The following is a 26,087-nucleotide window of genomic DNA, read 5'->3' as shown; positions in this document are numbered from 1 at the left end:
GGTTCTCTCCAGGGGTAGCGAGGGGGGGGTGGCATGGGAGACGGCACCGCGCGTACCGCCCCCGGCGACAACAACGAGCCACCCCGGCTGATTCCCCTTGGACCAGGTCACCCCTGTCCGGGGAACGCTTCGCCGTCGACCCTGCGCGGCAGCCCCAGCGGGTTGTCCTCGCGCAGTTCGGGCGGGAGCAGCGGCTGCGGTGCGGACTGGTACGTGACCGGGCGCAGCCAGCGTTCGACGGCGGTGGCGCCGACGGAGGTGCCGGTGGAGGTGGTGGCGGGGTAGGGCCCGCCGTGGTGCTGGGCGGGGGCGACGGCGACCCCGGTGGGCCAGCCGCCGACCAGGACGCGTCCGGCGAGCGGGGTGAGCCGGGCGAGCAGGGCCGCGGCGGTGGCGTCGCCCGCCGCCTCGGCCATGGAGAGGTGGAGGGTGGCGGTGAGGCTGCCGGGGAGCCGGTCGAGGACGGCCTCGATCTCGTCGGCGGCGGTGTAGCGGGCGACGACGGTGACCGGTCCGAAGCACTCGTCGTACAGCAGGTCGTACGGTCCTCCGGCGGCGAGGAGCCGGGCCGGTACGGTCAGGAATCCGGCGGTGACGGTGTGCCCGCCGTCGCCATCGCCATCGCCGTCGCTGCCGCCATCGCCATCGCTGCCGCCGCCGTCGCCGCCGCTGCCGCCGTGGCCGCCGTCGGGGCCCGCGCCCGGGGGGACGGGCGCCTCGACCGAGGGCAGCGCCGCCCGTTCCCGTACCCCGTCCAGGAACGCGGTCCGCATCCGGTGGTCCAGGAGCACCCCCGGGGCATGGTCGGCGACAGCCCCGGCCAGAGCGGCGAGGAGCGCGTCCCCCGCCGGGCCCGCCGGGACCAGGACCAGCCCCGGCTTGGTGCAGAACTGTCCCTCGCCCAGCGTCATGGAGAGGGCGAGTCCGGTGCCGAGTTCCCCGGCGCGCTCGGCGGCGGCGGCCCCGGTCACCACGACCGGGTTGAGCGAGCCGAGTTCGCCGTGGAAGGGGATGGGGACGGGGCGGGCGGCGGCGAGGTCGTGCAGGGCGCGTCCGCCGCGTACCGAGCCGGTGAATCCGGCCGCGGCGACCAGCGGGTGGCGGATCAGCTCCGTACCCGCGTCGAAGCCGTGGACCAGGGTGACGGCGTCCTCGGTGGCGACGGTCGCGCGGGCGGCCTTCCGCAGCAGGCCGGCGCAGAGCGCGGAGGTGGCGGGGTGGTCCGGGTGGGCCTTGACGACGACGGGGCAGCCGGCGGCGAGCGCGCTGGCGGTGTCGCCGCCGGGGACGGAGAACGCGAGCGGGAAGTTGCTCGCCGCGTAGACGGCGACCACGCCGAGGGGGACGCGGTAGCGCCGCAGGTCGGGCCAAGGGGGGACGCGTCCGGGGTCCGCGTGGTCGATGCGGATGTCGAGGAACGAGCCGTCGGTCACGACCTCGGCGAAGGCCCTCAGCTGGGCGGTGGTGCGGGCGAGTTCGCCGGTGAGGCGGGCGGTGCCGAGGGCGGTCTCGGCGTCGGCGGTGGCGACGATCCGGTCACCGGCGCCGTCGAGCGCGTCGGCGGCGGCGCACAGGAGCAGGGCGCGCGCCTCCCGGTCGGCGAGGGCGGCGCGGGCGCCGTGCGCGGCGCGTACGGCCCGGTCGACGTCGGTGGCCGACGACTCCGCCGCGACCTTCTCCCGCTGCTTCCCGGTCCGGGGGTCGACGCTCCAGACTGGTGCTGCCACCCGTGGCCTCCTTCCTGGATTTTCTCCCTCTAGGGGCCCTCACCAGCGCTTGTTCGGTATCGTGAACAGCGTTCCCGGTGATGAACGGCAAGGGGACTCTATTTCCGGGCGTTCAGAGCGGTCAAGAAGGCGGATCGAGGGAGCCCGCACGGTCGCGAGGGCCCGTGCGGACCGAGGCCCGCGCGGCCGGCAGAGCCGCGCGGTCGAGAAGGGCGGAGAAGGATGCCGACGATCGATTCCGGTGGATCACAGGTCAAGTCCGCGGTGCGGACGGTGGAGTTGCTGGAGTACTTCGCGGGGCGGCCCGGCATGCACTCGCTGGCCGCCGTCCAGGAAGCGGTCGGCTACCCCAAGTCCAGCCTGTACATGCTGCTGCGCACCCTGGTCGAGCTGGGGTGGGTGGAGACGGACGCGACCGGCACCCGGTACGGCATCGGGGTGCGGGCCCTGCTGGTGGGCACCTCCTACATCGACGGCGACGAGGTCGTGGCGGCGGCCCGCCCCACCCTGGACCGGCTCTCCGACGACACCACCGAGACCATCCACCTCGCCCGGCTCGACGGCACCAACGTGGTCTATCTGGCCACCCGTCAGTCCCAGCACTATCTGCGGCCCTTCACCCGGGTGGGCCGCCGGCTGCCCGCGCACTCCACATCGCTGGGCAAGGCGCTGCTCGCCACCCACAGCGACGAGCAGGTGCGCAGGATGCTCCCGGCGGCGCTGCCGTCGCTGACCGAGCACACCGTCACCGACCGGGAGAAGCTGATCCGGGAGTTGCAGGTGATCCGGGAGCAGGGGTACGCGGTGGACCGCGAGGAGAACACGCTGGGGCTGCGCTGTTTCGGGGTGGCGATCCCGTACCGGACGCCGGCGCGGGACGCGATCAGCTGCTCGGTGCCGGTGGCGCGGCTCACCCCGGCCCACGAACAGCTGATCAAGGACGCGCTGTTCGACGCGCGGGACCGGCTGACGCTGGCGACCCGGAGGCTCTGACCCTTTCAGGCCAGCCGAAAACCGGCCGGAAACCGCCCGGAAACGGACCGAACCGGCGCGGGGCGCTCCCCGGGGGACGCGATCTAAGCTGACAGGATGATGATCGGTTCGCCGGGGGGCGGTGCGTGAGCGCGCGGCGGGCCTCCGGTCCCGTACGGGCCCTGTTCGGCCGGACCGCCCGGCTGCGCTGGTTCCATCTGCTGCTGGGCGGCGCGCTGATGATGCCGTGCTGGCTCTTCGCGGGTGTCCTGCTCACCCCGGTGACCGAGGACGACGTCCCGCTCTTCACGGGGACGCTGGCGTCCTGGTTCTGGGTGTGGGCGGCGGCGCTGCCGGTCGCCGCCGTGACCGCGCTCGCCCCGGTGGCCCGGCCGCTGTCGGTGGCGGCGGCGCGGGCGCTGTGCTCGGTTCCGGCCACGGCGCTGGAGGACGGGCCCGCGCGCACCTGGTCGGCGCGGCTGCGGGTGTCGGCCTGGTTCTCCGTGCACTCCGGCCTCGGGGCGCTCGTCAGCGGGGCGACGCTGGCGGTGCCGCCGTTCGCGAGCGTCGTGATCCTGACACCGTTCCTGCCCCGGTTGCAGGGTCCGATGAGGGTGGCCGACTCCCCGCCGTGGATCCTGGCGCTCCTCCCGGTGGCCGGTACGGGCATGCTGCTGGCGCTCGCCGTCTGCGCCGCCCTGACCGGCCGGCTGCTGGCCGCGCTCGCGCCCCGGCTGCTCGGCCCGACCCCCGCCGACCGGCTGGCCGCCTCCGAACGGCGGGCGGCGCACCTGGCGGAGCGCAACCGGATCGCCCGGGAGCTGCACGACTCGGTGGGCCACGCGCTGAGCGCGGTCACCCTCCAGGCGGGGGCCGCGCGCCGGGTGCTGGACCGGGACCCGGCGTTCGTCCGGGAGGCGCTGACCGCCATCGAGGAGACCACCCGCCGCACGGTGGGCGAACTGGACGCGGTCCTCGGGCTGCTGAGGGAGGATCGGATGGACGACACCACGGGTCCGGGCCTGGAGGCCCTGGACGGACTGCTGGCCCACAGCGGACTGTCCGTGGCACTGAGCGGCGACGACCTCTCCGCCGTCCCCGAGCGGCTCTCGCGCGAGGCGTACCGGATCGTCCAGGAGGGGCTGACCAACGTCCTGCGCCACAGCGGGAACGCCCCGGCCCATGTGGAGATCCGGCTGCGCGACGCCGTCGCGGGCGGGCGCCCGTCCGCGACGGCCCCCTGGTGGTCGCTCCTGTTCGGCGGGGCGGCCGCGAGGCGGGCGGACGCGACCGGCGAGGGGCAGCGGGCGGGTGACGGCCGAGGGGGCCGGGAGCTGGAGATCACGGTGGAGAATCCGCTGCCCGCGTCGGCCCCGGCACGGCGGGGCGGCGGCCGGGGCCTGCAAGGCATCACCGAGCGGGCCGCGCTGCTCGGCGGCCGGGCCACGGCGGGCTCCGTGCCCACCGGCCCCGGCGACGCGGTCTGGCGGCTCGTCGTCCGGCTGCCGCTGGACCGCCGCGACGGCACACGGGAGGGCGGGCGGTGACCGGGGTACGAGGAGCGACCGGGGTACGGGTGGTGCTCGCCGACGACGAGCGGATGGTCCGTACCGCGCTGCGGGTGATCATCGACGCCGAACCGGGCCTGACCGTGGTCGGCGAGGCGTCGACGGGCGCGGAGGCGGTGACGGCCGTGACGGAGCTGCGGCCGGACGTGGTCCTGATGGATGTGCGGATGCCGGAACTGGACGGCATAGCGGCGACCGAGCGGATCATGGAGAGCGTGGTTCCGCCACCGCGGATCGTGGTGGTGACGACCTTCGAGAACGACGCCTACGTGTACGACGCGCTGCGCGCGGGCGCCGCGGGCTTCCTGCTGAAGCGGATCGCCGTCGAGGAGCTGGTGCAGGCGGTGCGGCTGGTCGCCGGCAGCGACTCGCTGCTCTTCCCGGCGGCCGTGCGGTCGCTCGCCGCCGCGCACGGGAACCGGGAGCGGACGGGTCGGTCGCCCTGGGTGAAGCGGCTGACGGAGCGCGAGGCGGACGTGCTGCGGCTGATGGCCACCGGTCTGACCAACACGGAGATCGCGGAGCGGATGGCCGTGGGCCCGGCGACGGTGAAGTCGCATGTCGCGGCGGTGCTGGCGAAGACCGGGGCGCGGCACCGCACCGAGGCGGTGATCACGGCGTACGAGTCGGGGTTCGTGGTGCCCGGTTAGCCGGGGCCGGCGTCAGAATCAGGCCAGAAAATGAGGATTGTCTGAGAATCTCCCCCCAGCCGGAACGGAATTCACGATTCCATTCGTCTGCTGAGGGGATGAACAAAACGATCAGGCACACCGCCGTCTTCACTCTGCTGCTCGTCCTCGCCCTGCTGCTGCGGGCCACCTGGCTCCAGTTCCACCAGGCCGAGGCGCTGGCGGACAACGACCGCAACCAGCGCAAGAGGATCGCCCAGTACGCCCAGCCGCTGGGCGACATCGTCGTGGCCGGCACGCCCGTCACCGGCTCGGCGAGATCGTCGGACAGCTCGCTCGCGTACCAGCGCACCTACCCCGAGGGCGGGCTGTACGCGCCGGTGACCGGCTACAGCTCGCAGGCGTACGGCAGCTCCCAGCTGGAGGGCATCCACAGCGATGTGCTCGACGGCAGCGACGACCGGCTGAAGAACCCCCTCGACGCGCTCACCCGCGAACCGCAGCAGCCCGGCTCCGTGCTGACCACCATCGACCCCGACGTGCAGAAGGCCGGCTACCGGGCGCTCGGGGACGCCAAGGGCGCGGCCGTCGCCCTCGACCCCGCGACCGGGAAGATCCTCGGCATGGTCAGCACCCCGTCGTACGACCCGTCCACGATCGCGGGCGTCGACGACCAGGACGCCTGGGAGGCGCTGCTCGCCGACCCCGACAAGCCCATGGTCAACCGGGCCATCCGGCAGCCGCTGGCCCCCGGCTCCACCTTCAAGGTGGTGGTCGCGGCCGCCGCGCTGGAGGAGGGGCTGTACGACTCGGTGGACGAGCGGACCGACAGCCCGTCCCCGTACGTCCTGCCCGGCACCGTCCGCGAGCTGCCCAACGACATCGCCTCCGCGCCCTGCGAGAACGCGTCGATCCGCACCGCCCTGCGCTGGTCCTGCAACAACGTCTTCGCCCAGCTCGCCGTCGACCTGGGGCAGGACAAGGTCCGGGAGACGGCGGAGCGGTTCGGCTTCAACGACGACGAGCTGGACGTCCCCGTGCGGGCGTACGCGAGTGTCTACCCGAAGGACCTCGACCCGGCGCAGACCGCGCTCACCGGCATCGGGCAGTTCGACGTGACCGCGACCCCGCTCCAGATGGCGATGGTCTCGGCCGCCATCGCCAACGACGGGGTGCTCAAGGACCCGCACATGGTCTCCGAGGTGATCGACTCCGAGGGCAGGACGCTGGAGTCCCACGACGGGGGCGAGCGGCGGATCGTCTCCGAGCGGACCGCGCAGCAGCTGCGCAGCGCCATGGAGACCGTGGTGGCGGACGGCGGCACCGGATCCAACGCCCAGGTCCCGGGCGCCACGGTCGGCGGCAAGACCGGCACCGCCCAGCGCGGTGTGGACAACAGCGAGAATCCGTACGCCTGGTTCACCTCCTACGCCCAGGACGCCGACACCGGCAAGGAGGTCGCCGTCGCGGTGCTGATCGAGGACGCGGGCGGGCCCCGGTCCGAGGTCAGCGGCAACGGACTGGCCGCGCCCGTCGCCCAGAAGATGATGGCCGCCGCCCTGAAGTGACCGGTGTCCCCCGCGGGCCGGCGGGTCAGCCCGCGTACGGGTCGGGGACGCGGCCCCGGCGGGCGAGGAAGCCGAAGTCGCAGCCGGTGTCGGCCTGGGTGACGTGCTCGGCGTACAGGGCCCCGTACCCCCGTTCGTACCGCTCGGGGGGCGGGGTCCAGGCCGCCCGCCGGCGGGCCAGCTCCGCGTCGGACACCTCCAGCCGCAGGGTGCGCGCGGGGACGTCGAGGGTGACGAGGTCCCCGTCGCGCACCAGCGCCAGCGGCCCGCCGACGTACGACTCGGGCGCGATGTGCAGCACGCAGGCGCCGTAGCTGGTGCCGCTCATCCGCGCGTCGGAGATGCGGACCATGTCCCGTACGCCCTGCTCCAGCAGATGGGCGGGGAGGGGCAGCATCCCGTACTCGGGCATCCCCGGGCCGCCGATCGGGCCCGCGTTCTGGAGCACCAGGACATGGTCGCGGGTGATGCCGAGGGAGGGGTCGTCGATGGTGCGTTGCAGCGTGCGGTAGTCGGGGAAGACCACGGCGGGCCCGGTGTGCCGCAGCAACCGGGGCTCCGCGGCGATGTGTTTGATGACGGCGCCGTCCGGGCAGAGGTTGCCGCGCAGCACCGCCACCCCGCCCTCCGCCGCGAGCGGCCACTCACGGGGGCGTATCACCTCGGGGTTGTGCACGAGCGCCCCGGACAGCTGCTCCCGCAGGGTGCGGTGGGCGACGGTGGGCCGGTCCAGATGGAGCCGGTCCGCGATCCGGGTGAGGAAGGCGGGCAGCCCGCCGGCGAAGTGGAAGTCCTCCATCAGATAGCGGCCGCCGGGGCGCAGGTCCGCGAGGACGGGCACGGTCCGCGCGATCCGGTCGAAGTCGTCCAGGGTGAGCCGGACACCGGAGCGGCCCGCGAGCGCGATCAGATGGATCACGGCATTGGTAGAGCCGCCCAGCGCCAGGACGGCGGCGACGGCGTCCTCGTACGCCGGGCGGGTCAGCACGCCGGAGAGGCGCAGGCCCCGGTGGACGAGGCCGACACCGAGCCGTCCGGCGGCCGCCGCCATCCGCTCGTGGCCGGAGTCGACGGCCGGGATGGACGACGCCCCGGGAACGGTGACGCCCAGCGCCTCGGCGGCGGCGGTCAGCGTCGACGCCGTACCCATGGTCATGCAGGTCCCGGGTGAGCGGGCGAGTCCGGTCTCCAGCTCGGCCAGTTCGCGGTCACCGATGAGCCCGGCCCGCCGGTCGTCCCAGTACTTCCACATGTCGGTGCCGGAGCCCAGCACCTCATTGCGCCAGTGGCCGGGAAGCATCGGTCCGGCGGGGACGAACACGGCGGGCAGGTCCACGCTGGCGGCGCCCATCAGCAGCGCGGGCGTGGACTTGTCGCAGCCGCCGAGGAGCACCGCGCCGTCGACGGGGTAGGAGCGCAGCAGTTCCTCGGTCTCCATCGCCAGCAGATTGCGGTAGAGCATCGGGGTGGGCTTCTGGAAGGTCTCGGAGAGGGTGGCGACGGGGAACTCCAGCGGGAAGCCGCCGGCCTGCCAGATCCCGCGCTTGACGGCCTGGGCCCGGTCGCGGAGATGGACGTGGCAGGGGTTGATGTCGGACCAGGTGTTGAGGACGGCGATCACCGGTTTGCCGAGGTGTTCCTCGGGGAGGTAGCCGAGCTGGCGGGTCCGGGCCCGGTGGCTGAAGGCGCGCAGGCCCCCGGCGCCGTACCACTGGTGGCTGCGCAGCCTCTCGGCGGGCATGAGCGGGCCGTCGGGCGCGTCGCGGGGGCCGGGCACGCCGTCGGAACCGGGCGCCGGTCCCATCACACGTCCCACTCCCGGACCAGGGCCGCGACCCCGGCCCGCCGGTCGTCCGGGAGCGTGCGGCTGGGCGGGCGGACGTCCCTGCGGCAGCGGCCGAGTGCCGCGAGCGCCTCCTTGACCACGCTCACGTTGTCGGCGGACCCGTCACGGGCGCGCAGTTCCTCGAAGGGCCGGATCCGCTCCCACAGCTCCATCGCCTCCCCGTACCGGCCGGCCCGCAGCGCGTCCCGCAGCGCGAGGGAGATCCCGGGGGCGACGTTGACGAGCCCCGAGGTGAAGCCGGTGGCGCCGACCGCCCAGTAGGCGGGCGCGTACAGCTCGGCCAGGCCCGCGATCCAGACAAAGCGTTCCAGCCCCGCGTCCCGGGCGAAGGCGGCGAAGGTCACGGCGTCCGGGACCGCGTACTTCACGCCGATCACATTCGGACAGAGCCGGCCCAGTTCGGCGAGGGTGGCACCGGGGAGCCGGGGGTCGCGGACGTACGGGACGACACCCAGCTCCGGCACCGCGTCGGCGAGGGCCCGGTGGTAGTCGATCCAGCCACCCCGGGAGATATAGGGGTGCACCGGCTGATGGATCATCACCAGCCGCGCACCGACGGCGGCGGCGTGCCGGGCGGCGGCGACGGCGGTGGGGATCTCCTGCCCAATCCCGACGACGACGGTGGCGGCGCCCGCCTCCTCCACGGTGACTTCGACGGCCCGGTAGCGCTCGTCGGGTGTGAGGGCGTAGAACTCGCCGGTGTTGCCGTTGGGGGTGAGGGTATTGACGCCGCTGTCGACGAGCAGCCGCAGCAGCGCGCGCTGGGCCCCCTCGTCCACGGTGCCGTCGGCGGCGAACGGGGTGACGGGGATCGCCACCACATCGGCGAGCGCTGCGCGAAGTGCCTGGGCCATGGGGATCCATCTCCTCGGCGGGGCGGTACGGGCTGCGGGTACGGCGCCCGGAACGGGCCACTCGACGCTAGGACCGGCCCTGATCCCCGTCAAGGAACCCTCCCCACCTGCACAAGCCGGCCCTTGCGCTGCGGGACCCGCGTCGATACAAGGACATCGCGCTCGTCCAAGGCCCGGCCTGCCCGCCCGCGTCGGTACAGGAGCCCGCACCTGTTCTTTCCCCCCGGCGGGGGTACTGTCCACGTCCACTGGCTGCGTGGGCGGGGGTGCAGGGTCGCCCCCGCAGGGGATCGGCGGGAAGTCCGGCTTGCACTGACGGATGGCCTTGTGTCCGCCGACCCCGAGGAGGTGAGCCCGGAGGCCCCGCCAACCCGCACCACACCCGGGCCGGGTCGACCCGCACAAAACAAGCCCCGCCGGCGATTGAGGCGCAGGGGTTCGGGGACTGGTCCCCGACGACCACCCGCACAAACCAAGCCCAGACAACGCACCCGCACCACTCAGGAGAGCCCGGACAACGCCACCCGCACCGCGCACAGATCGCCATCCGCCGCCAGCCCCGCATGATAGAGCCGCAGCTCCGTCGCCCCCACCCCCGCCGCCGCCCGCGCGTCCTCCGCCAACCTGTCCGGCCTGCCACCCATCCCCCTGACCACCGTGAGGTTCGCCGCCAGCACCGGATCCGTCCCGGTCACGGCGGCCCGATCCGCGAACGGCCGCAGTGCCTGCGCACCTCCGGTGCAGGGGACGACGACGCCGTCGGCGACGGACAGGATGTGCGCGGGGTCCACGCCCGCGTCGGCGCCGCAGTGGTAGGCGACCGGGTGCGCGTGCAGCAGTACCCGGAAGCCCACCGGGGCGGCCGCCCGCACCGCGGCCACCACGTCTTCCTGGAGCGTGCGGGCGACGCGGGTGCGGAAGTCCAGGGTCGCGGCGGTCGGTTCGGCGCCGATGAGCCGTTCGATGCCCGCGCCGGCGGGGGCCGTCCCCGCCCACAGGGGCGCGAGGGCGGTCCGTACGGTGTGCGCGAACCGGTCGGGGTCGGTGCCGTGGCGGGCGTATCCGTCGCCGCAGATGTCGCAGAAGCAGAGGGACATCAGATACCGCTCCGCGTCCCCCATCCCCACGCCCGCGATCTTGTCGTGGGCGTGCAGGTGGGCGAGTCCGTACCAGCCGCAGGATTCCAGTTCGGTGCCGCGGGCGCCGGGCCGGGTGGCCGCTTCCGCCGCGAGGGCGGTCAGGTAGGAGCGGACCTCCGGCCGGGCGACGCAGGGCGCCCAGGGGTAGCGGTCCCCGTAGGCGTTGACGACGCAGCTGCCGGGGTGTTCGGTCCCGAGGCGGGAGTTGTGGGCGAGCACGACCCAGGTGTGCACGTCCAGGCCGGCGGCGGTGAGCGCTTCGGCGGCCGCGCCGAAGGCGTCGCCGGAGGCCCACTGCCCCGCCGGGTAGGGGCGCAGTGTCCGTCCCGCCCAGCGCGCGGGGTCGGGCGGGTAGAGGACGGCGGAGTGTGCGGCGGTGACGATCCGGTGCCGGGGGTGGCGGGGGGTGAGTGCCCGGGTCGAGTGGTAGGCGGCGGCGAGGGTGACCTGCTGTACGCCGAGCGCGGCGGTGCGGGTGGCGGCGCCGGGGTCGCCGACGACGTCCCACGGGTAGAGGAAGGCCGCGGCCCTCATGCCGGGTCCTCCAGCAGCCCGCGGCCCTGCCCGATCAGCTCGGCGAGGGCTTCCACGTGGGCCGCGGCGGGGTCGCTCAGTGGTGACCGGACGCCGCCGACGTCGAGCCCGGCGAGCCGTACGCCCGCTTTGACCAGCGAGACGGCGTATCCGCGGCCCTGGTTGCGCAGGGCGACGAGGGGGGTGAAGAAGCCGTCGAGGAGCCGTCCGACCGTCTTGTCGTCGCCCTGGGCGAGGGCCCGGTGGAAGGCCATGGCGATGTCGGGGACGAAGGCGAAGGCGGCGGAGGAGTAGAGGGTGACGCCGATGCCGCGGTAGGCGGGGCCGGTGAGTTCGGCGGTGGGCAGCCCGTTGAAGTAGAGGAAGTCGCGGCCGGGCAGGTCGCGGCGGACGGCGCTGACGGTGCGCTGGAGGAGGTCGAGGTCGCCGACGCCGTCCTTGAGCCCGGCGATCGAGGGGTCGCGGGCCAGGGCCACGACGGTCTCGGGGGTGAAGACGGCGTTGTCCCGCTGGTAGACGACGATGTCGAGGGAGGTGGCGGCGGCCAGTTCGGTGTAGTGGCGCAGCAGCCCGGCCTGGTCGGCGACGACGAGGTAGGGGGGCAGGGCGAGCAGTCCGTCGGCGCCGGCCGCCTCGGCGGTGCGGGCGTATCGCACGGCGAGGGCGGTTCCGTAGCCCGCTCCGGCGACCACGGGGACCGCGCCGGCGGTGGTGTCCACGGCGGTGGCGACGCAGCTCTCGAACTCCTCGGGGGTCAGCGCGTGGAATTCGCCGGTGCCGCAGCAGGCGAAGACGGCGGCGGCCCCGGCCTCCACTCCGGCCCGGATGTGGGCGCGGTAGACGGCGAGGTCGACGGTGCCGTCGGGGCCGAAGGGGGTGACGGGGAAGAAGAGCGGTCCCTGGGCGCGGGTGAGGCGGGTGGCGAGCGGGGCTGTGGTCACGGGTGCTCCCTGGCCGGGCATCGAGCCTCCCAAGAACGAACTCGTGCATCGATATGCACGTTGTCCATGTCCCTGAACGATCCCTGAACGCCGTCACGCTAAGGCCCCCACCCGGGGCCGGTCAAGAAGGAAAACACCGACCCCCGAGGCGGATTCGGCTGCTCCGGGCCACACTTGACGGTGTCGGGACCACTCCCTAGCGTGTCCATGCATGTGAATGCCGTCCATGGACCTGAGCATTTCGAGGAGACTCATCCATGACCGCTCCCCGCACGGTTCTGCTCACCGGCGCAGCAGGCGGACTCGGCACACTGATGCGGGAACTGCTGCCCGCGCACGGCTACGCCCTGCGGCTCTTCGATGTCCGGCCCGTCACGGGCGCACCGGACGCGATCGTCGCGGACCTCGCCGACCGGGAGGCGCTGCGCGCGGCGGTGCGGGGCGTGGACGCGGTCCTCCATCTGGCGGCGATCTCCCTGGAGTCCTCCTTCGAGAGGATCCTGCGCGCGAACATCGAGGGGACGTACCACCTCTACGAGGCCGCGCGCGCCGAGGGGGTGCGGCGGGTCGTCTTCGCCTCCAGCAACCACGCGGTCGGCTTCACGCCCCGGCCCCCGGGCGGCCCCCGTGTCGCGCCCGGGGATCTGATCCGCGTCGACGCCCCGCGCCGCCCGGACACCTACTACGGGCTCTCCAAGTGCTTCGGCGAGGATCTGGCCCAGCTCTACTGGGACCAGTACGGGGTGGAGACGGTCTCGGTCCGGATCGGCTCCTGCTTCCGGGCGCCCACCTCGGTGCGGATGCTCTCGGTGTGGATGAGCCCCGAGGACGGCGCCCGGCTCTTCCACGCGGCGCTCACCGCCGAGGGTGTCGGCCATACGGTGGTCTACGGATCGTCGGCGAACACCCGGGTCTGGTGGGACCTGGGACCGGCCAGGGCCCTGGGGTACGAGCCGCGGGACGACTCGGAGCGGTTCGCGGCCGATCTCATCGCCGAGCAGGGCGAACTGGACCCGCGGAACCCGGACCACCGGCATCTCGGGGGGCATTTCGTCACCCGGCCGCCGATGTGGCCGCACTGATCCACCGGCCCTCCCGATACCCGGTCCGGGGCCGGATACCTCACCCGGTCGGGGGACACGGGCGGCATCGGTAAGGGAACGGCAAAGCGCCCTGGCTCGTTGTTCCGGGTATGACAGCCATGACCCCCGGATCGAACCTTCCCCTCACCGCCGCGCGGGTGGCGGTGGACGTCGCCGCGCCGGTGCGGCTCGACGTCTCGGGCCTGCTGCTCACCGCCCAGGGCAAGGTGCGCTCCGACGACGACTTCATCTTCTACAACCAGCCGGCGGGCCCCGGGGTGACCCATCGCCCCGGCGGCCAGGGCGCCCCGGACGCCATCGTGGTGGACACCGGGGCGGTGCCCGCGGGGATCGAGAAGATCGTCGTCACCGCGAGCCCGGACGCCGCCGGCCAGACCTTCCAGGGCATCGAGCCCACCGCCACCGTGCGTGACGCGGACAGCGGCGCGGTGCTGGCCAGCTTCACCCCGCCCCGGCTGGGCACCGAGACGGCGCTCGTCGTGGTCGAGATCTACCAGCGGAACGGCGCCTGGAAGGTCCGCGCGGTCGGCCAGGGATACGCGGAGGGGCTGGCGGGCATCGCCACGGACTTCGGGGTCTCGGTGGAGGAGCCGGCCGCGCCCGCCGCCGCCGTCACCCCGCCCCCGGCACCGGCCGCTCCGGCGCCCCCCGCGCCTCCCGCCCCGCCGGCCCGGGCCCGCGCGGGCGCCGCTCCGGCCCCCGCCGCCGCGCCCTCCGCACCCGCCGCGCCCGCCGCTCCTTCGGCGCCCGCCGCCCCGCCGCTGGGCGCCGGGAAGGTCAATCTGGACAAGGGCCGGGTCAGCCTGCGGAAGAACGAGACGGTGTCGCTGGTCAAGGGCGGCCGTCCGCTCCTCTCCCAGGTGCGGATGGGGCTCGGCTGGGAGCCCGCCTACCGCGGCCGGGACATCGACCTCGACGCGTCCGTCATCGCCTACGGCCCCCAGCGCAATGTGCTGGACGCCTGCTACTTCGGCAAGCTGTCGATCCTCGGCGGCGCGATCAAGCACTCCGGGGACAATCTCACCGGCGAGGGCGCCGGGGACGACGAGACGATCACGGTGGACCTGGGCCGGATCCCCGCCGAGGCCACCGGCCTGGTCTTCACGGTGAACTCGTTCACCGGCCAGAAGTTCACCGAGGTCGCCAAGGCGTACTGCCGTCTGCTGGACGCGGCCAGCGGCGAGGAGCTGGTCCGCTTCGACCTCACCAGCGCCGAGGCCAAGACCGGCGTGATGATGGCGAAGCTGATCCGGCAGTACTCGGGCGAGTGGGAGATGACGGCGATGGGCGACTTCGTCAAGGCGAAGACCGTGCGCGACATGGTGAAGCCCGCCGCCCAGGCCCTCTGAGACCGGGCCCACCGAGACCAGGCTCTCCCGGACCCGGGCCCACTGAGAGCAGGCTCTCCCGGACCGGGCCCTCTGAGCCCGGGCCCGCTGAGGACCGCAGGCCGGCGCACTCCCGGACGCGGGCGGGAAGGACCCGGGCCCGGGTCCTTCCCGGGCCCGGGGCGTCACTGCCAGGGCCAGTCGCCCCGCTCGCCGCGCTCCAGCAGCGGCACCATCAGGAAGGCGTCGTCGGAGAGTCCGTCGAAGGCGTAGTGGCGCGGGGCCCCCGGCTCCGGTACGCGGACGGATCTTCGGCCCGCCAGATGCCAGGAGTAGACGGGGGCGCCCGTCCCCGCCGCGCCGGGTCCGGGGGCCGGAGCGGCCTGCCAGGAGTCGCCGGGGCGGTGCCCCAGCGGCTCGTCGGTGACGACGATCACCCGGTCGTGGCCCCGGTAGCGCTCGCGCAGGGCCTCGGCGGCGTGGGTGCCGCCCATGCTGACGAAGCGCTCCAGCACCACGAGGACCGGCTCACCCGGCCGGAACCGCACCACCGCGCTGGAGGAGCCGAACTGCACCAGGTCGGCCCGTTCGGCCCGCATCGCGACGGCGATCCCGAAGACGGCCGCCGCGTCCGCCTTCGTGAGCCGGGAGCCGTCCATGAGCATGGACCACATCGAGGCGGAGCGGTCGACCAGGACCAGGGTGCGCCCGGGCAGCCTGGGCACCAGCGCCAGCGCATGGCCGAGGGCCTGTTCCAGCGCGTGCGACCAGTGCAGGGACGGGGTCTGCTGGTAGACGCCGAGGTAGTGCAGCGGCAGCGCCCCGGCGCGGGCGACCCGGGCGGGGTCGGCGATCCGCTCCGCTATCCCGCGGGCGGCCGCCTCCCCGAGCCCTCCCCGGTCGAAGGTGCACAACTGGTCGACCAGGGCCATCGGCTCCATCACCGGGACCAGGGCCTCCCACACGGCGGCGTCCACCGCGCCCTGGAGGAGCCGGACGATCTCCTCGGCGCCGAGGCCCAGGGCGGCCAGCCGGGTCACCGCGCCCGGTTCGAGGACCGCCGCCCGGCGTGCGGCGACGGGCAGCGCCAGCAGGGCGTGATGGGCCGCCAGATCCTTGACCGCCGCGGGCGGCCGGGCGGTGTCCGGGCGGTGCCGGCGCTCCACCGCGTACCGGAACAGCTCGCGCTGCCACGGCTTCGCGGGATCGGGCACGGCGTGCACCAGGCTGAGGATGTCACCGAAGCGGAAACCGCTGGTGGCGTCGTCGTACTCCAGCAGCGCCCGGCCATTCCACAACCGGGTCACCGCGTCGGCCAATCCTCTTTTGAGCGGCTTGGGCAGCGCACGGCCGTGCCTGGCCATCCAGTAGGCCAGCAATTCGCCCGGCTCGTCGGCGCGGCGGAGCACCGAGCCGACGACGGAACGGCCCGGGGGGCCATCGGCTGCCGGGCCCTCCGTACGTGCCTTGACATATTCCGCGGCCGCGACATGGGACACCGTCCGCATGGGCCTCTGGGATCGCAGCCAGCCGATCAGACCGGCCGTCCACTCCGGGTCGTCGACGGCGAGTTTCCGCACCAGCGCGACAAAGCGTTCGGACCGTTCACCACCGGGTGCGCGCAGTGCGCCCGGGACCAGGAAATGGGTGACGACCAGTTGGAACAGCTCGGACCGGGCATCGCGCTCGGGGCCGGGGCCCGTGGGTCGGCGGACGTCAGGAGTGAAAAAACGTGCCATGTGAATTCCCCCGAACTCACGGGGGGAAGCACAGCGCAAAGGCCCCCAAAGGCGCCTCGCAATGAGCCTCCCGAGATGAAGTAACGGCGGCGGTTTCTTTGCAGGAAGGAGCCGCAGCCCGCGCACCGGGAGGTTCGCCCATCATAGGGGCCCGCCCACGCGGAACAAGCCCGTGGAACCGGTGGAACGTATTGTCGGCCGATCCGCGCCGGTCACGGCCGGATTTCGTGGTTCGGATCCCGGCACCGCCCCCGGGAAGGGTCCTCCCGCACACCTGGACAGGATCACTGTAGGAGGTCCGCAGCACCGCGCACCGGGCGTTCGGGAATCGCAACCGGCCATTGTGGCGGCGGCGTCGATGTGACGGGAAGAATGGCAACTGTCGGCCATGGGGGGCCAAATGGAGTGGGTCGCCGGGTACCGGATCGTCGCGCCGCTCGGCGCGGGCGGCGGCGCCGTGGGAGCGGCCCGGTCCGGTCGCGATGATCGCTGCACGGGATACGGAGGGGACGGATCCCGCTGACAGGCCCCGCCGGGGAGCAGGATCCCGCCACAGGGCCGAATCCCATCGGTCGGCCCGGGAGGGACGGCAGGGGGCGAAGAGAGCCGGGAGGTGACCGGAAACCTCCGCAGCAGGAGTGCCCTGCGCTTCTGGGCCGCGCCTGCCCAAAGAACCCGGCCGCCGACGAGCGGGGCTGGTACGCCCGTACCGCCGACAAGCGGACGGTACAGGCGTACAACCGGGTCACCGCTCAGTGACCTCAGTGACCTCGGTGGTCTCAGTGGCGGTGGGGCTGCCTCCGCCACGGGCCGGTGATGGCGAACATGATCCCCGGGGACTGCATATGGGCGAAGAGGGTCCGTCCGTCCGGGGAGAAGCAGACCCCGGCGAACTCGCTGTACTCGGGGGCCTCCTCGGAGCCGTTGTTCAGCTCGCTGCGGGCGATCGGGTAGGTCCGCCCCTGGTCGGTCGCGCCGAAGAGGTGCTGTGCCCCGTCGCCGTCCTCGGCGATGACCAGTCCGCCGTACGGGGAGACCGTGATGTTGTCGGGGCCGTCGTAGCCGTCGGCGACACCGAGGAGCACCTTGAGGGTGAGGGTGCGCCGCCGGGGGTTGTAGAACCAGACCTGGCCGTTGTGCGCGCCGCCGGGGCTGTCCGCGCGGGCGTACGAGGAGACGAAGTAGGCGCCGCCGTCACCCCACCACATGCCCTCCAGCTTGCGGCCCCGGGTGATCTCGCCGTCGGCGAACTGGCGGCGCACCGGGGTGGTGCGGGCGTCCCGGTCGGGTACGTCGACCCAGTCCACGCCGTAGACGGTGCCGATCCGGGTGGCCCGGGAGAGGTCGTCTATGAGCCGGCCGCCCGCGTCGAAACAGCGGGGGGCCTGGAGCTGCCCGGCGTCGTCGGCGAGGGCGCGCAGCCGGCCCCGGCCGTGGCGGAAGCCGCGCGGGGGGACCCAGCGGTAGAGGAGCCCGTGAGGGGTGTTCGCGTCCTCGGTCAGATAGGCGTGGCCGCGCGCGGGGTCGATGACGACGGCCTCGTGGGGGTAGCGGCCGAACGCCTTGATCGGCTTGGGGTCGCGGTTGGCCCGGCGGTCGTAGGGGTCGACCTCGAAGGCGTAGCCGTGGTCCTTGGTCATGCCGTTCTGCCCGGCGAGGTCCTCGTTCTCCTCGCAGGTGATCCAGGTGCCCCAGGGGGTGCTGCCGCCCGCGCAGTTGGTGGAGGTGCCGGCGACGCCGACCCACTGGGCGACACGGCCGTCGGGCCGGGACTCCACGACGGTGCAGCCGCCGGAGGCCGCCGGGTCGTACACCAGGCCCTCGGTGAGCGGTACGGGGTGGTCCCAGCGGTCGCGGGTGCCGCGCAGTTCATGGTTGACCACGAGAAGGGTCGCGCCCCGGGGGCCGGGGAAGGCGGCGGTGCCGTCGTGGCTCGACGGGGTGAACTCGCCGCTCTCCAGCCGGGTCTCCCCGGCGTGGGTGAGGACGCGGTACGAGAAGCCCTCCGGCAGCGAGAGCAGTCCCTCCGGGTCGGTTATCAGCGGTCCGTAGCCGAGGCGGGGGCTCTCCGTGTGGTCCCGGGCCGCCGGCTCATCGGCGGCGAGCGCCCCGGGTGCGGTGGAGAGCGCCCCGACGGCGCCGGTGAGAGCGACACCCGCGCCGGTGAGCGCGGATTGTCTGCTGAATTCCCTGCGGGTGAGCGGCATCTGTTGACTCCTGGGGTCAGGGGGTGGACCTGAGGATCCGGTGGGTTCGCTTGCTGGTGCCGCGCGCATGTTGGGCGTGCGAGCAAACGATTCCTCCCTCGTACGAACCGCTTTTGAACACCCGGCGACACGGGGGGCTCATAATCGGCCGTCCACTTGGCTTGATCCACTCGGTCCGGTGCGATCCGGCGGCGGCCCGCTCCGCCTGGTCCGCGAAGCGGGCCGCCACCGGATCCCGAGGTCACCCCACCGGCTGCTCAGTCACGGTCTTGGCGGCCTTCGGCAGGACGTGGGCGAGACCGTGGGAGGCGAGCGGCTTCCGGAACGGTTCCCATATGGTCGGGTCGCCCAGGTTGGTGAAGAGTCCCGTGCAGGTGTTGGTCTCTCCGGTCACGAGACCGTGCACCACGGTCTTACCGGACTTGGTCGTGGAGAACAGCGGCCCTCCGCTGTCCCTGCCCGCGACCCGCGTCTCCTCGGTGCCCGCGCAGATGAACTCCTTGCTCCACATGCCTCCCTCGGTGTTGAACTCGGTGACCGGGAGCATCGCTTCGCGCATACGGGTCGGCCTGGAGTTCGGGTCTTCGAGGATGGTGCGTCCCCAGCCCGCGACGTGCAGGAGCTGCCCGGGCTGCGGTCGCGTGTTCAGCGGGGGAAGGGCCGCGGTCTTCTGCTTGACGGAACGGTCGAGCACGAGGAGGGCGAGGTCGGTGTTGGTCTGTGTCGAGAACGGGATCCTGTAAGCGGAGAAGCGGTCCTTGTTGACCACCGTGCCCCCGGGGGAATTCGCATCGGTCCGCCCCAGGACGAGCCGGATCCTGTCCTTGCTCAGGTCGGGCATCAAACAGTGTGCCGCCGTGGCGACGACCCGCTTGTCGATGAGTGCCGCGCCACAGCGGTGTTCCCACGATCCGTCGTCAAGCTGCTGTTCGATCTGCGCCATGAAGGGCCACTTGCCGTCCGCGACCGGGGTCCCGCCGACGATCGCCGACGCGGACGGTGCCGTGGTGAGCGCGATGCCGAACGCTCCGACACCCGCGAGGCAGGCGAACACCCGTCGGTTCATTGACTTGTACAAGAGGAAACTCCCTGTCTCAAAAGGTGGATTCTCAGCCGGCCGCGTTCGACCGCTGCTGCGGGCACTCGCCCCCCGGGGTGGTGAGCAGCTCGAAGTGCCACATCTCGTTCGCGTAGACCTGGCAGAGACCGAACGCGGCGCCCTTGCGGACCATCCAGTCGGCGGAGTCGGTCGGGCCTATGTCGACCGCCTTCCCGAAGACGTGCGCCGATTTCTCCGGGGTGGCCACCCACTGCCGTGCCCGGTCCGTGCCGCCGTGCTTGATCACGGCTCCGTCGAACAGCCGCTGCTGGTACGCCTTGCTGCGCCACCCCGAGGTGATCCGCAGCTCGATCCCGTCCTCGCGGGCCCTGGTGGCCGCCTGCCGGAGCGCGGTGCGCAGCGCCGGATCGAGGCGGTCGACCGCCGGGTGCCCGGTGTCGAAGGGGGTGAGTCTCCGCTCGTCCCCGATGGAACCGTCTCCCTTGCTCTTCTCGCCCGCCGGGCCGGCACCGACGATGCCGGCGACTTCGGCGGCGCCGGCGGCGCGCACCGCGGGCCCGCTCCCCGGGTCGGTCACCAGCCACACGAGCAGGGCCGCGAGCACCAGCAGCGCACCGGCCGCGGCCGTCACGCGGAGTCCGGACCCGCGGCGCCCCGAAGGGGGCGCGGCCTCCGCGCCAGTGGTGCGGTGCTCGTTCTGGCGCACGGTCATGGGCCGCCCTCCGGACGTCGTGTGGGTATCGGTGCCTGTCGCGTTCCGATGTCACCAGTGAAGGGGGAGGCGTGTTGCGGGAGCGTCTCGCTTTTCCGATACGCCGCTGATATGCCCGCCGTGGTCTCATGAAGCCCTGTGCAGTGCCGCACGGGATCGGCCGGTCACAGACGTGGAAAGGAACGACGCCGTATGCGGGTGCTGATTGTCGAGGACGAGCCCTATCTCGCCGAGGCGGTGCAGGCGGGGCTGCGCCTGGAGGCGATAGCCGCCGACATCGCGGCCGACGGCGACACGGCGCTGGAGCGGCTGGCCGTCCACACGTACGACGTGGTCGTCCTGGACCGGGATATACCGGGCACCCACGGAGACGAGGTCTGCCGTGTCATCGTGGAGCAGCGGTTCGGCTGCCGGGTGCTGATGCTGACGGCCGCGAGCCGCCTCCAGGAGAAGGTGACCGGCTTCGAGCTCGGCGCGGACGACTACCTCACCAAGCCCTTCGCGATGCGGGAGCTGGTGGTCCGGCTGCGCTCGCTGGCCCGCCGTCCCGGGGAGTGCGCCCCGCCGGTCCTGGAGTACGCGGGGATCCGGCTCGACCCGTTCCGGCGGGAGGTCTTCCGCTCCGGGCGGCACATCGCGCTCACGCGTAAGCAGTTCGCCGTGCTGGAGGTGCTGATGGCGGCGCGGGGCGGGGTGGTCGGCGCGGAGACCCTGCTGGAGCGTGCGTGGGACGAGAACGCGGACCCGTTCACCAACGCCGTCCGGATCACCATCTCCACCCTGCGCAAGCGCCTGGGCGAGCCGTGGGTGGTCCGGACGGTCCCCGGGGTGGGCTACGCCATGGACGACACGGGTGGCGCGCAGGGAGCGCCCGGAGCGGCGGACCGGGGCGTGCGGGCATGAGCGCCGCGGCCCAGCACCCCGCCGGGGTGCTCACGCCCGGGGATCCGGCGGCGGGTCCGCTGCTGGTGTGGCGGCGCCGGCGGCTGACCGCCCGCTGGCGGCTCACCCTCAGCTACGCCTTCTTCACCCTGGTCGCGGGGTCGGCCTCGCTCGCGATGATCATCACGGCCATGCGCTTCATCCCCAACTATCCGCTGACCGCGTCGAACCCCCGCGACCGGCCGGTGGCCCCCACCCGGAACCAGATCATGGACGCCCTGATCGAGGCATCCGGGTACGCCCTGATCCTTCTCGGGATCGTCGGCCTCACTGCCGGCTATGTGATCGCGGGCCGGGTGCTGCGGCCCCTCCAGAGCATCACGGCCGCCGCGCACCAGGCGGCCACGGGCGCGCTGGACCACAGGATCGGGCTCACGGGCCGCCGGGACGAGTTCACGGACCTCTCCGACGCCTTCGACCACATGCTCGACCGGCTCCAGGAGGCCTTCGAGATGCAGCAGCGGTTCGCGGCGAACGCCTCCCACGAGCTGCGCACCCCGCTGTCGATAACCCGCGCGATGCTGGACGTGGCCCGCGCGGACCCGGAGGGCCAGGACTGGGACCGGCTGACGACCCGGCTGGACGAGACGAACCAGCGCGGTATAGAGATCGTGGAGGCGCTGCTCCAGCTCTCGTCGCTGAGCCACGAGCCGCTGCGGCCGCGCCCGCTGGAGCTGGCCGGCGTCGCCGGGGAGGCGCTGGAGCTGGTCCGGGAGGAGGCGGCGGACCGGGGGGTGGCGGTGACGGCGGAGCTGGGCGAGACCTGGGTGACCGGGCACGACGTGCTGCTGCGGCAGGTCGCGGTGAATCTTCTCCAGAACGCGATACGTCACAATCTGCCGTCGGGCGGCTCGCTCACCCTGACGACCGGGACGGATCCTGCGGGCGGTGCGCTGCTGACCGTACGGAACACGGGTCCGGTGCTGAGCGCGGCGGCGGTGGCCACGTTCACGGAGCCTTTCCTGCGGGGGCAGGGCCGGACGACGACGGCGGGCCGCCGGGGGCACGGTCTGGGGCTGTCCATCGCGGCGGCGATCACCGGCCGTCACGGCGGGGCGCTGACGCTGGCCCCCGGGGCGGCCGGGGGTCTGACGGCGTCGCTGCGGCTGCCGTCGGCGCCGGGCTGAGAGGGGGCTCGCTCCAGCAGGGTCGTGCGGCCGGTCCCGGCCCACGCGGATCGGGCCGCCGTCCCAGGCCGCTCCTGTGGTTCCCTGCGGGGATGGACGTCGACCTGTGGGACCGGCTCCCGGATCAGATACGCGCCGAGGTGGACAGCCTCGTCTCGGCAGGCCGGAACGTGCACGCGATCGCGCTGATACGTGAGCGTGTGGACCCGCCGACTCCGGGTCTGCACGCGTGTGTCGATCTGGTGGATCAGCGGTTCAGGGTGGTGCGGCAGGGCCCGGCGGGCTCGTGACGGCCGCCCCGCCTGTTCCCAGGACAGGCGGGACATGCCGACGCACCCAGGTCCCCGCGACGCGGCCCGGTATCAGGCGGACGTCAGCGGGACCCTGCCCGTGAGCGCGCGCGGAACGCGGCCTTCCGGGCGGCCTTCGCGGACTGCCGGTCCGGGTGGAGACGGCCCATGGCCTCCAGGACGTCGGCCGTCGCGGGGTGGTCCACCCGCCAGGCCGCGTCGAAGAAGCCGCTGTGCTGCCCGGTCAGCCCTTCGATCAGGTCGCACAGCTCGGCCGACTCGCCCTCGGCGTCGAGCTGCGCGGCGATCGTGTCGATGGAGAGCCAGAAGATCAGGGACTCCGGCGGCGCGGGCACATCGGCGGCGCCGCGCTCGGCGAGCCAGACCCGGGCGAGGCCGCCCAGCTCGGGGTCGTCCAGGACCGCGCGGACCTCGGGCTCGGCCTGGTCGCCGACGAGCGCCAGGGCCTGCTGGGCGCGGAGCCGCCGCAGCGGGCCGCCCTCGTCGCCGCCGCGCGCCGCCGCCAGCAGCTCCCCGGCGGCGGTCACGGGCTCGCGCCGGGCGAGCCACTGCTCGACCTCGGCGCGGGCGGCCCGCTCCGGGTAATGGGCCAGACCGTCCAGCAGCGCGTCAGCGCCTTTGTCGGCCAGTTCGCCCACGGCGGGCGCGTCGACGCCGGCCTCCAGCATCCGCGCGCGGACGCCGTGGAGTCCGAGTGGGGTCAGCCGGACCAGCCCGTACCGGGAGACGTCCTCGTCGGTGAGGGGCGCGCTGCCGTCGTCCTCGGCCATCAGGGCCTCGTCCACCGGCTGGTACTCGACCAGGCCGATCGGCTCCAGCAGCCGGAACTGGTCGTCCAGCCGCATCATCGCGTCGGAGACCTGCTCCAGCACGTCATTGGTGGGCTCGCCCATGTCATCGGGGACGATCATGGAAGCGGCGAGCGCGGGCAGCGGCACCGGCTCGTCGCCCGCGCCGGTCTCGGAGACGGTCAGCAGATACAGGTTGCCGAGGACCCCGTCGAGGAATTCGGCCTCCGCGTCCGGGTCCCAGTCCAGCCGGCCGAAGTCGATCTCGCCGTCCTCGCCGATGACGTCGTCGAGATCGTCGAGCAGCGGCGCGATGGCGTCGGCGTGGACCGCCTCCAGGGCCTCCAGCCAGACGGCGAGCACGTCCTGCGGGCTGCCGCCGGTGACGAGCGCCAGGTTCTCCCCCGGCCCGGCGGCACCCCAGGCCTCCGCGTCGGCGTCCTCCTCGGGATCGCTCACCTCGATGAGGCCCGCGTCCACGGCGACCCGCCACGCCTCGCTGGCGTACGCGGGCCCGTCCCCGTCGGTGTCGAGCCCCAGTTCCTTCGCCGCCAGGGGCAGCAGGTCGTCCGCCAGCTCGCCGCCCGCGCCGACCCGGGTGTCGGGCCCGGCCCACCGGGCGAGACGGACGGCCCTGGCGAGCAGGGGGGTGGACAGGGCGTCCCGCGCCAGCTCCGCGTCCGGGCGCAGCCGTACGGGCGGCAGGGTGGGGCCGTCTTGGGGCATCGGGCTGTGTCTCCTCGGGCGTACGGATCCGGTCAGGGCTCCGGCGGTCGGTGTCCGGCGGGTCGGTCGGGCACCGCCGGGCCCGGGCCGAAGGCGGCGCGCTCGGGCCAGGGCTCTGGGCCAAGGGTCCGCGCAGGGCTCCGGGCGGGCTCCAGCGTAGACGTATATCACCGGGTTTCGCCGCGCGGCCCGCAATCCTCTGACACCCTCCGCACACGCCTGCGAGCACCCTGGTGACCGATGCGCACGGGTTCCCGTACGGCTGTCCGGGTACGGACCGGGTGACCGCCCTTGACAAGTTCCGGGGGCAGCACCGACATTGACGCGCGTAGAGCTGCCGTGATGACGCATCAGGGCAGCGCTTCCACCCTCTCCCGTTCTCTCACCCGGAGATCATTCATGCCGTCGCCCTTCTCCTCGTCCGCGACCCCGAGAAACGCCGTCGTCCTCTCCGCCGCCGTCGCCACCGCGCTCGCCGCCGGCCTGCTCGCGGGCTCCACCGCCGCCGCCGACCCCGCCGACGTCCGTGTCCACGACATCCAGGGCACCACCCGAATATCGCCGCTGGCCGGCCAGACCGTGACGGACGTCCCCGGCATCGTCACCGGGGTACGCGGCTACGGCTCGTCGCGCGGCTTCTGGATCCAGGAGCGCACCCCCGACGACAACCCGGCGACCAGTGAGGGCCTCTTCGTCTTCACCGGCTCGACCCCGACCGTGCGGGCGGGCGACGAGGTGAAGGTTTCCGGAACGGTGACTGAATTCGTCCCCGGCGGCGCCTCCTCCGGCAACCAGTCGCTGACGCAGATCAGCCGCCCCACCGTCACCGTGGTCTCCTCCGGCAACGAGATTCCCGCGCCCGTCACCCTCACCTCCCGGAGCGTTCCCTCCGCGTACGCCCCCGAGGGCGACCCGGCGGCCGGTGGCAGCGTCAACGGGCTGCCGCTGCGCCCCCGCGCGTACGCCCTGGACTACTACGAGTCCCTGGAGGGCGTGAACGTCCGCGTCGGCACGTCCCGGGTCGTCGGCGCGAGCAACGACTTCGCCGAGCTGTGGGTGACGGTCAAGCCGCACGAGAACCGCACCCCGCGCGGCGGCGCGCTCTACGGCTCGTACACCTCGCAGAACAGCGGCCGGCTGAAGATCCAGTCCCTGATACCCCTCGCGGAGCGGCCGTTCCCCACCGCGAACGTCGGCGACGTGCTCACCGGTGTCACCGAGGGCCCGCTCGACTTCAACCAGCACGGCGGCTACACGCTGACCGCCCGCACCCTGGGCACCGTCCAGGACCGGGGCCTGAAGCCGGAGACGACCCGCCCGCAGCGCGGCGGCGAGCTGGCGGTGGCCACGTACAACGTGGAGAACCTGGACCCGTCGGACCCGCAGGAGAAGTTCGACTCGCTGGCGCGGGCCGTGGTGGAGAACCTGTCGTCGCCCGACATCCTGGCCCTGGAGGAGATCCAGGACAACACCGGCCGGACCAACAACGGCGTGGTCGCGGCGGACCAGACCGTCAAGAAGTTCACGGACGCGATCATCGCGGCGGGCGGCCCGGCGTACGACTGGCGCAGCATCTCGCCGGTGAACAACGAGGACGGCGGCGAGCCGGGCGGCAACATCCGCCAGGTCTTCCTCTTCAACCCGGAGCGGGTCTCCTTCACGGACCGCGCGGGCGGCGACGCGACGACGCCCACCGATGTGACGGGCCAGGGCTCCCGGGCGGCGCTGACCCTGTCGCCGGGCCGGGTCGACCCGGCGAACCCGGCGTGGGAGGACAGCCGCAAGCCGCTCGCGGGCGAGTTCTCCTTCCGGGGCGAGACGGTCTTCGTGATCGCCAACCACTTCGGCTCGAAGGGTGGCGACCAGGGCCTGACCTCGCAGTACCAGCCCCCGAACCGCAGCTCCGAGGTGAAGCGGCTCCAGCAGGCGCAGTCGGTGAACGCCTTCGTCAAGAAGATCCTGAAGGCGGACCGCCGGGCGGACGTCCTGGTCGTCGGTGACATCAACGACTTCGAGTTCTCCGCGACCACGAAGGCCCTCACCGACGGCGGCGCACTGTACCCGGCGGTCAAGTCGCTGCCCCGGAAGGACCGTTACTCCTATGTCTTCCAGGGCAACAGCCAGGTGCTCGACCAGATCCTGACGAGCCCGTCGATCCGGGACTTCCGCTACGACAGCGTGCACATCAACGCGGAGTTCGCGGCGCAGAACAGCGACCACGACCCGCAGGTGCTGCGCTTCCGCCCCTAGGACAGCACCGTGGGCC

20 protein-coding genes are annotated in these 26,087 nt (G+C 73.3%); 10 read left to right on the top strand and 10 right to left on the bottom strand.

What is annotated here, in order from left to right:
• Window positions 1–107 precede the first annotated feature (107 nt).
• Window positions 108–1,727: an aldehyde dehydrogenase family protein gene (locus SYYSPA8_RS30510; RefSeq protein WP_323450625.1), complete on the bottom strand. Its 1,620-nt coding sequence runs from the start codon at window positions 1,725–1,727 to the stop codon at window positions 108–110.
• A gap of 222 nt (window positions 1,728–1,949) precedes the next feature.
• Between SYYSPA8_RS30510 and SYYSPA8_RS30505 the strand changes: the two genes are divergently transcribed.
• The 4 genes from SYYSPA8_RS30505 (at window position 1,950) to SYYSPA8_RS30490 (ending at window position 6,464) form a co-directional block, all read left to right on the top strand.
• Window positions 1,950–2,720 carry an IclR family transcriptional regulator gene (locus SYYSPA8_RS30505; RefSeq protein ID WP_323450624.1) on the top strand — a complete coding sequence of 257 codons (771 nt, stop codon included), beginning with the start codon at window positions 1,950–1,952 and terminating at the stop codon, window positions 2,718–2,720.
• 125 nt (window positions 2,721–2,845) lie between these two features.
• Window positions 2,846–4,246 carry a histidine kinase gene (locus SYYSPA8_RS30500; protein WP_323450623.1) on the top strand — a complete coding sequence of 467 codons (1,401 nt, stop codon included), beginning with the start codon at window positions 2,846–2,848 and terminating at the stop codon, window positions 4,244–4,246.
• A complete protein-coding gene (locus tag SYYSPA8_RS30495; RefSeq protein ID WP_323450622.1) occupies window positions 4,243–4,917 on the top strand; it encodes a response regulator transcription factor in 675 nt (224 codons plus the stop codon). Before SYYSPA8_RS30500 ends, SYYSPA8_RS30495 begins: the two co-directional genes overlap by 4 nt.
• Before the next feature lie 98 nt (window positions 4,918–5,015).
• Entirely contained in the window at window positions 5,016–6,464 is a 1,449-nt protein-coding gene (locus tag SYYSPA8_RS30490; protein ID WP_323450621.1) for a peptidoglycan D,D-transpeptidase FtsI family protein, read from the top strand.
• Between the two features lie 25 nt (window positions 6,465–6,489).
• Here SYYSPA8_RS30490 and araD read toward each other — a convergent pair whose 3' ends face one another.
• The 4 genes from araD to SYYSPA8_RS30470 form a co-directional block, all read right to left on the bottom strand.
• Entirely contained in the window at window positions 6,490–8,205 is a 1,716-nt protein-coding gene (gene araD, locus SYYSPA8_RS30485) for an L-arabinonate dehydratase (protein ID WP_323450703.1), read from the bottom strand.
• A 62-nt stretch (window positions 8,206–8,267) separates the two neighbouring features.
• Window positions 8,268–9,164, bottom strand: coding sequence for a dihydrodipicolinate synthase family protein (locus SYYSPA8_RS30480; protein WP_323450620.1), 897 nt, complete (start codon window positions 9,162–9,164; stop codon window positions 8,268–8,270).
• Window positions 9,165–9,664: 500 nt separating this feature from the next.
• Window positions 9,665–10,837 carry a hypothetical protein gene (locus SYYSPA8_RS30475; RefSeq protein ID WP_323450619.1) on the bottom strand — a complete coding sequence of 391 codons (1,173 nt, stop codon included), beginning with the start codon at window positions 10,835–10,837 and terminating at the stop codon, window positions 9,665–9,667.
• Entirely contained in the window at window positions 10,834–11,778 is a 945-nt protein-coding gene (locus SYYSPA8_RS30470; protein ID WP_323450618.1) for a 5-dehydro-4-deoxyglucarate dehydratase, read from the bottom strand. Before SYYSPA8_RS30470 ends, SYYSPA8_RS30475 begins: the two co-directional genes overlap by 4 nt.
• Window positions 11,779–12,035: 257 nt before the next feature.
• Between SYYSPA8_RS30470 and SYYSPA8_RS30465 the strand changes: the two genes are divergently transcribed.
• Both SYYSPA8_RS30465 and SYYSPA8_RS30460 read left to right on the top strand, forming a co-directional pair.
• Window positions 12,036–12,860 (top strand): NAD-dependent epimerase/dehydratase family protein, encoded by an 825-nt coding sequence (locus SYYSPA8_RS30465; RefSeq protein ID WP_323450617.1) that lies wholly within the window; start codon window positions 12,036–12,038, stop codon window positions 12,858–12,860.
• A 110-nt stretch (window positions 12,861–12,970) separates the two neighbouring features.
• Window positions 12,971–14,230, top strand: a complete 1,260-nt coding sequence (locus SYYSPA8_RS30460; protein ID WP_323450616.1) for a TerD family protein — start codon at window positions 12,971–12,973, stop codon at window positions 14,228–14,230.
• Between the two features lie 164 nt (window positions 14,231–14,394).
• Here SYYSPA8_RS30460 and SYYSPA8_RS30455 read toward each other — a convergent pair whose 3' ends face one another.
• The 4 genes from SYYSPA8_RS30455 to SYYSPA8_RS30440 all read right to left on the bottom strand — a co-directional run bounded on the left by SYYSPA8_RS30455 (window position 14,395) and on the right by SYYSPA8_RS30440 (window position 19,927).
• On the bottom strand, window positions 14,395–15,948 hold the full coding sequence (locus SYYSPA8_RS30455) for a vWA domain-containing protein (RefSeq protein ID WP_323450615.1): 1,554 nt from the start codon (window positions 15,946–15,948) through the stop codon (window positions 14,395–14,397).
• Window positions 15,949–16,727: 779 nt separating this feature from the next.
• Entirely contained in the window at window positions 16,728–18,155 is a 1,428-nt protein-coding gene (locus SYYSPA8_RS30450; RefSeq protein WP_323450614.1) for an alkaline phosphatase PhoX, read from the bottom strand.
• Window positions 18,156–18,396: 241 nt separating this feature from the next.
• Window positions 18,397–19,221, bottom strand: a complete 825-nt coding sequence (locus SYYSPA8_RS30445; RefSeq protein WP_323450613.1) for a S1 family peptidase — start codon at window positions 19,219–19,221, stop codon at window positions 18,397–18,399.
• A 43-nt stretch (window positions 19,222–19,264) separates the two neighbouring features.
• A complete protein-coding gene (locus SYYSPA8_RS30440; RefSeq protein WP_323450612.1) occupies window positions 19,265–19,927 on the bottom strand; it encodes a M15 family metallopeptidase in 663 nt (220 codons plus the stop codon).
• Window positions 19,928–20,119: 192 nt separating this feature from the next.
• Between SYYSPA8_RS30440 and SYYSPA8_RS30435 the strand changes: the two genes are divergently transcribed.
• The 3 genes from SYYSPA8_RS30435 to SYYSPA8_RS30425 all read left to right on the top strand — a co-directional run bounded on the left by SYYSPA8_RS30435 (window position 20,120) and on the right by SYYSPA8_RS30425 (window position 22,286).
• A complete protein-coding gene (locus SYYSPA8_RS30435) occupies window positions 20,120–20,830 on the top strand; it encodes a response regulator transcription factor (protein WP_323450611.1) in 711 nt (236 codons plus the stop codon).
• Entirely contained in the window at window positions 20,827–21,996 is a 1,170-nt protein-coding gene (locus SYYSPA8_RS30430; RefSeq protein WP_323450610.1) for a sensor histidine kinase, read from the top strand. Before SYYSPA8_RS30435 ends, SYYSPA8_RS30430 begins: the two co-directional genes overlap by 4 nt.
• A 92-nt stretch (window positions 21,997–22,088) precedes the next feature.
• Window positions 22,089–22,286, top strand: coding sequence for a hypothetical protein (locus tag SYYSPA8_RS30425; protein ID WP_323450609.1), 198 nt, complete (start codon window positions 22,089–22,091; stop codon window positions 22,284–22,286).
• A gap of 83 nt (window positions 22,287–22,369) precedes the next feature.
• Here the strand turns inward: SYYSPA8_RS30425 and SYYSPA8_RS30420 are convergent, their stop codons facing one another.
• A complete protein-coding gene (locus SYYSPA8_RS30420; RefSeq protein ID WP_323450608.1) occupies window positions 22,370–23,821 on the bottom strand; it encodes a hypothetical protein in 1,452 nt (483 codons plus the stop codon).
• A 399-nt stretch (window positions 23,822–24,220) separates the two neighbouring features.
• Here SYYSPA8_RS30420 and SYYSPA8_RS30415 point away from each other — a divergent pair, with 399 nt between their 5' ends.
• The gene (locus SYYSPA8_RS30415) at window positions 24,221–26,071 is read left to right on the top strand and encodes an endonuclease/exonuclease/phosphatase family protein (RefSeq protein ID WP_323450607.1); all 1,851 of its coding nucleotides are present in this window, start codon (window positions 24,221–24,223) and stop codon (window positions 26,069–26,071) included.
• The last annotated feature ends 16 nt before the right edge of the window (window positions 26,072–26,087 follow it).

The organism is Streptomyces yaizuensis (assembly GCF_034961445.1).
Classification (GTDB): domain Bacteria; phylum Actinomycetota; class Actinomycetes; order Streptomycetales; family Streptomycetaceae; genus Streptomyces; species Streptomyces yaizuensis.
This window is presented reverse-complemented; position numbering and strand designations above follow the sequence as displayed.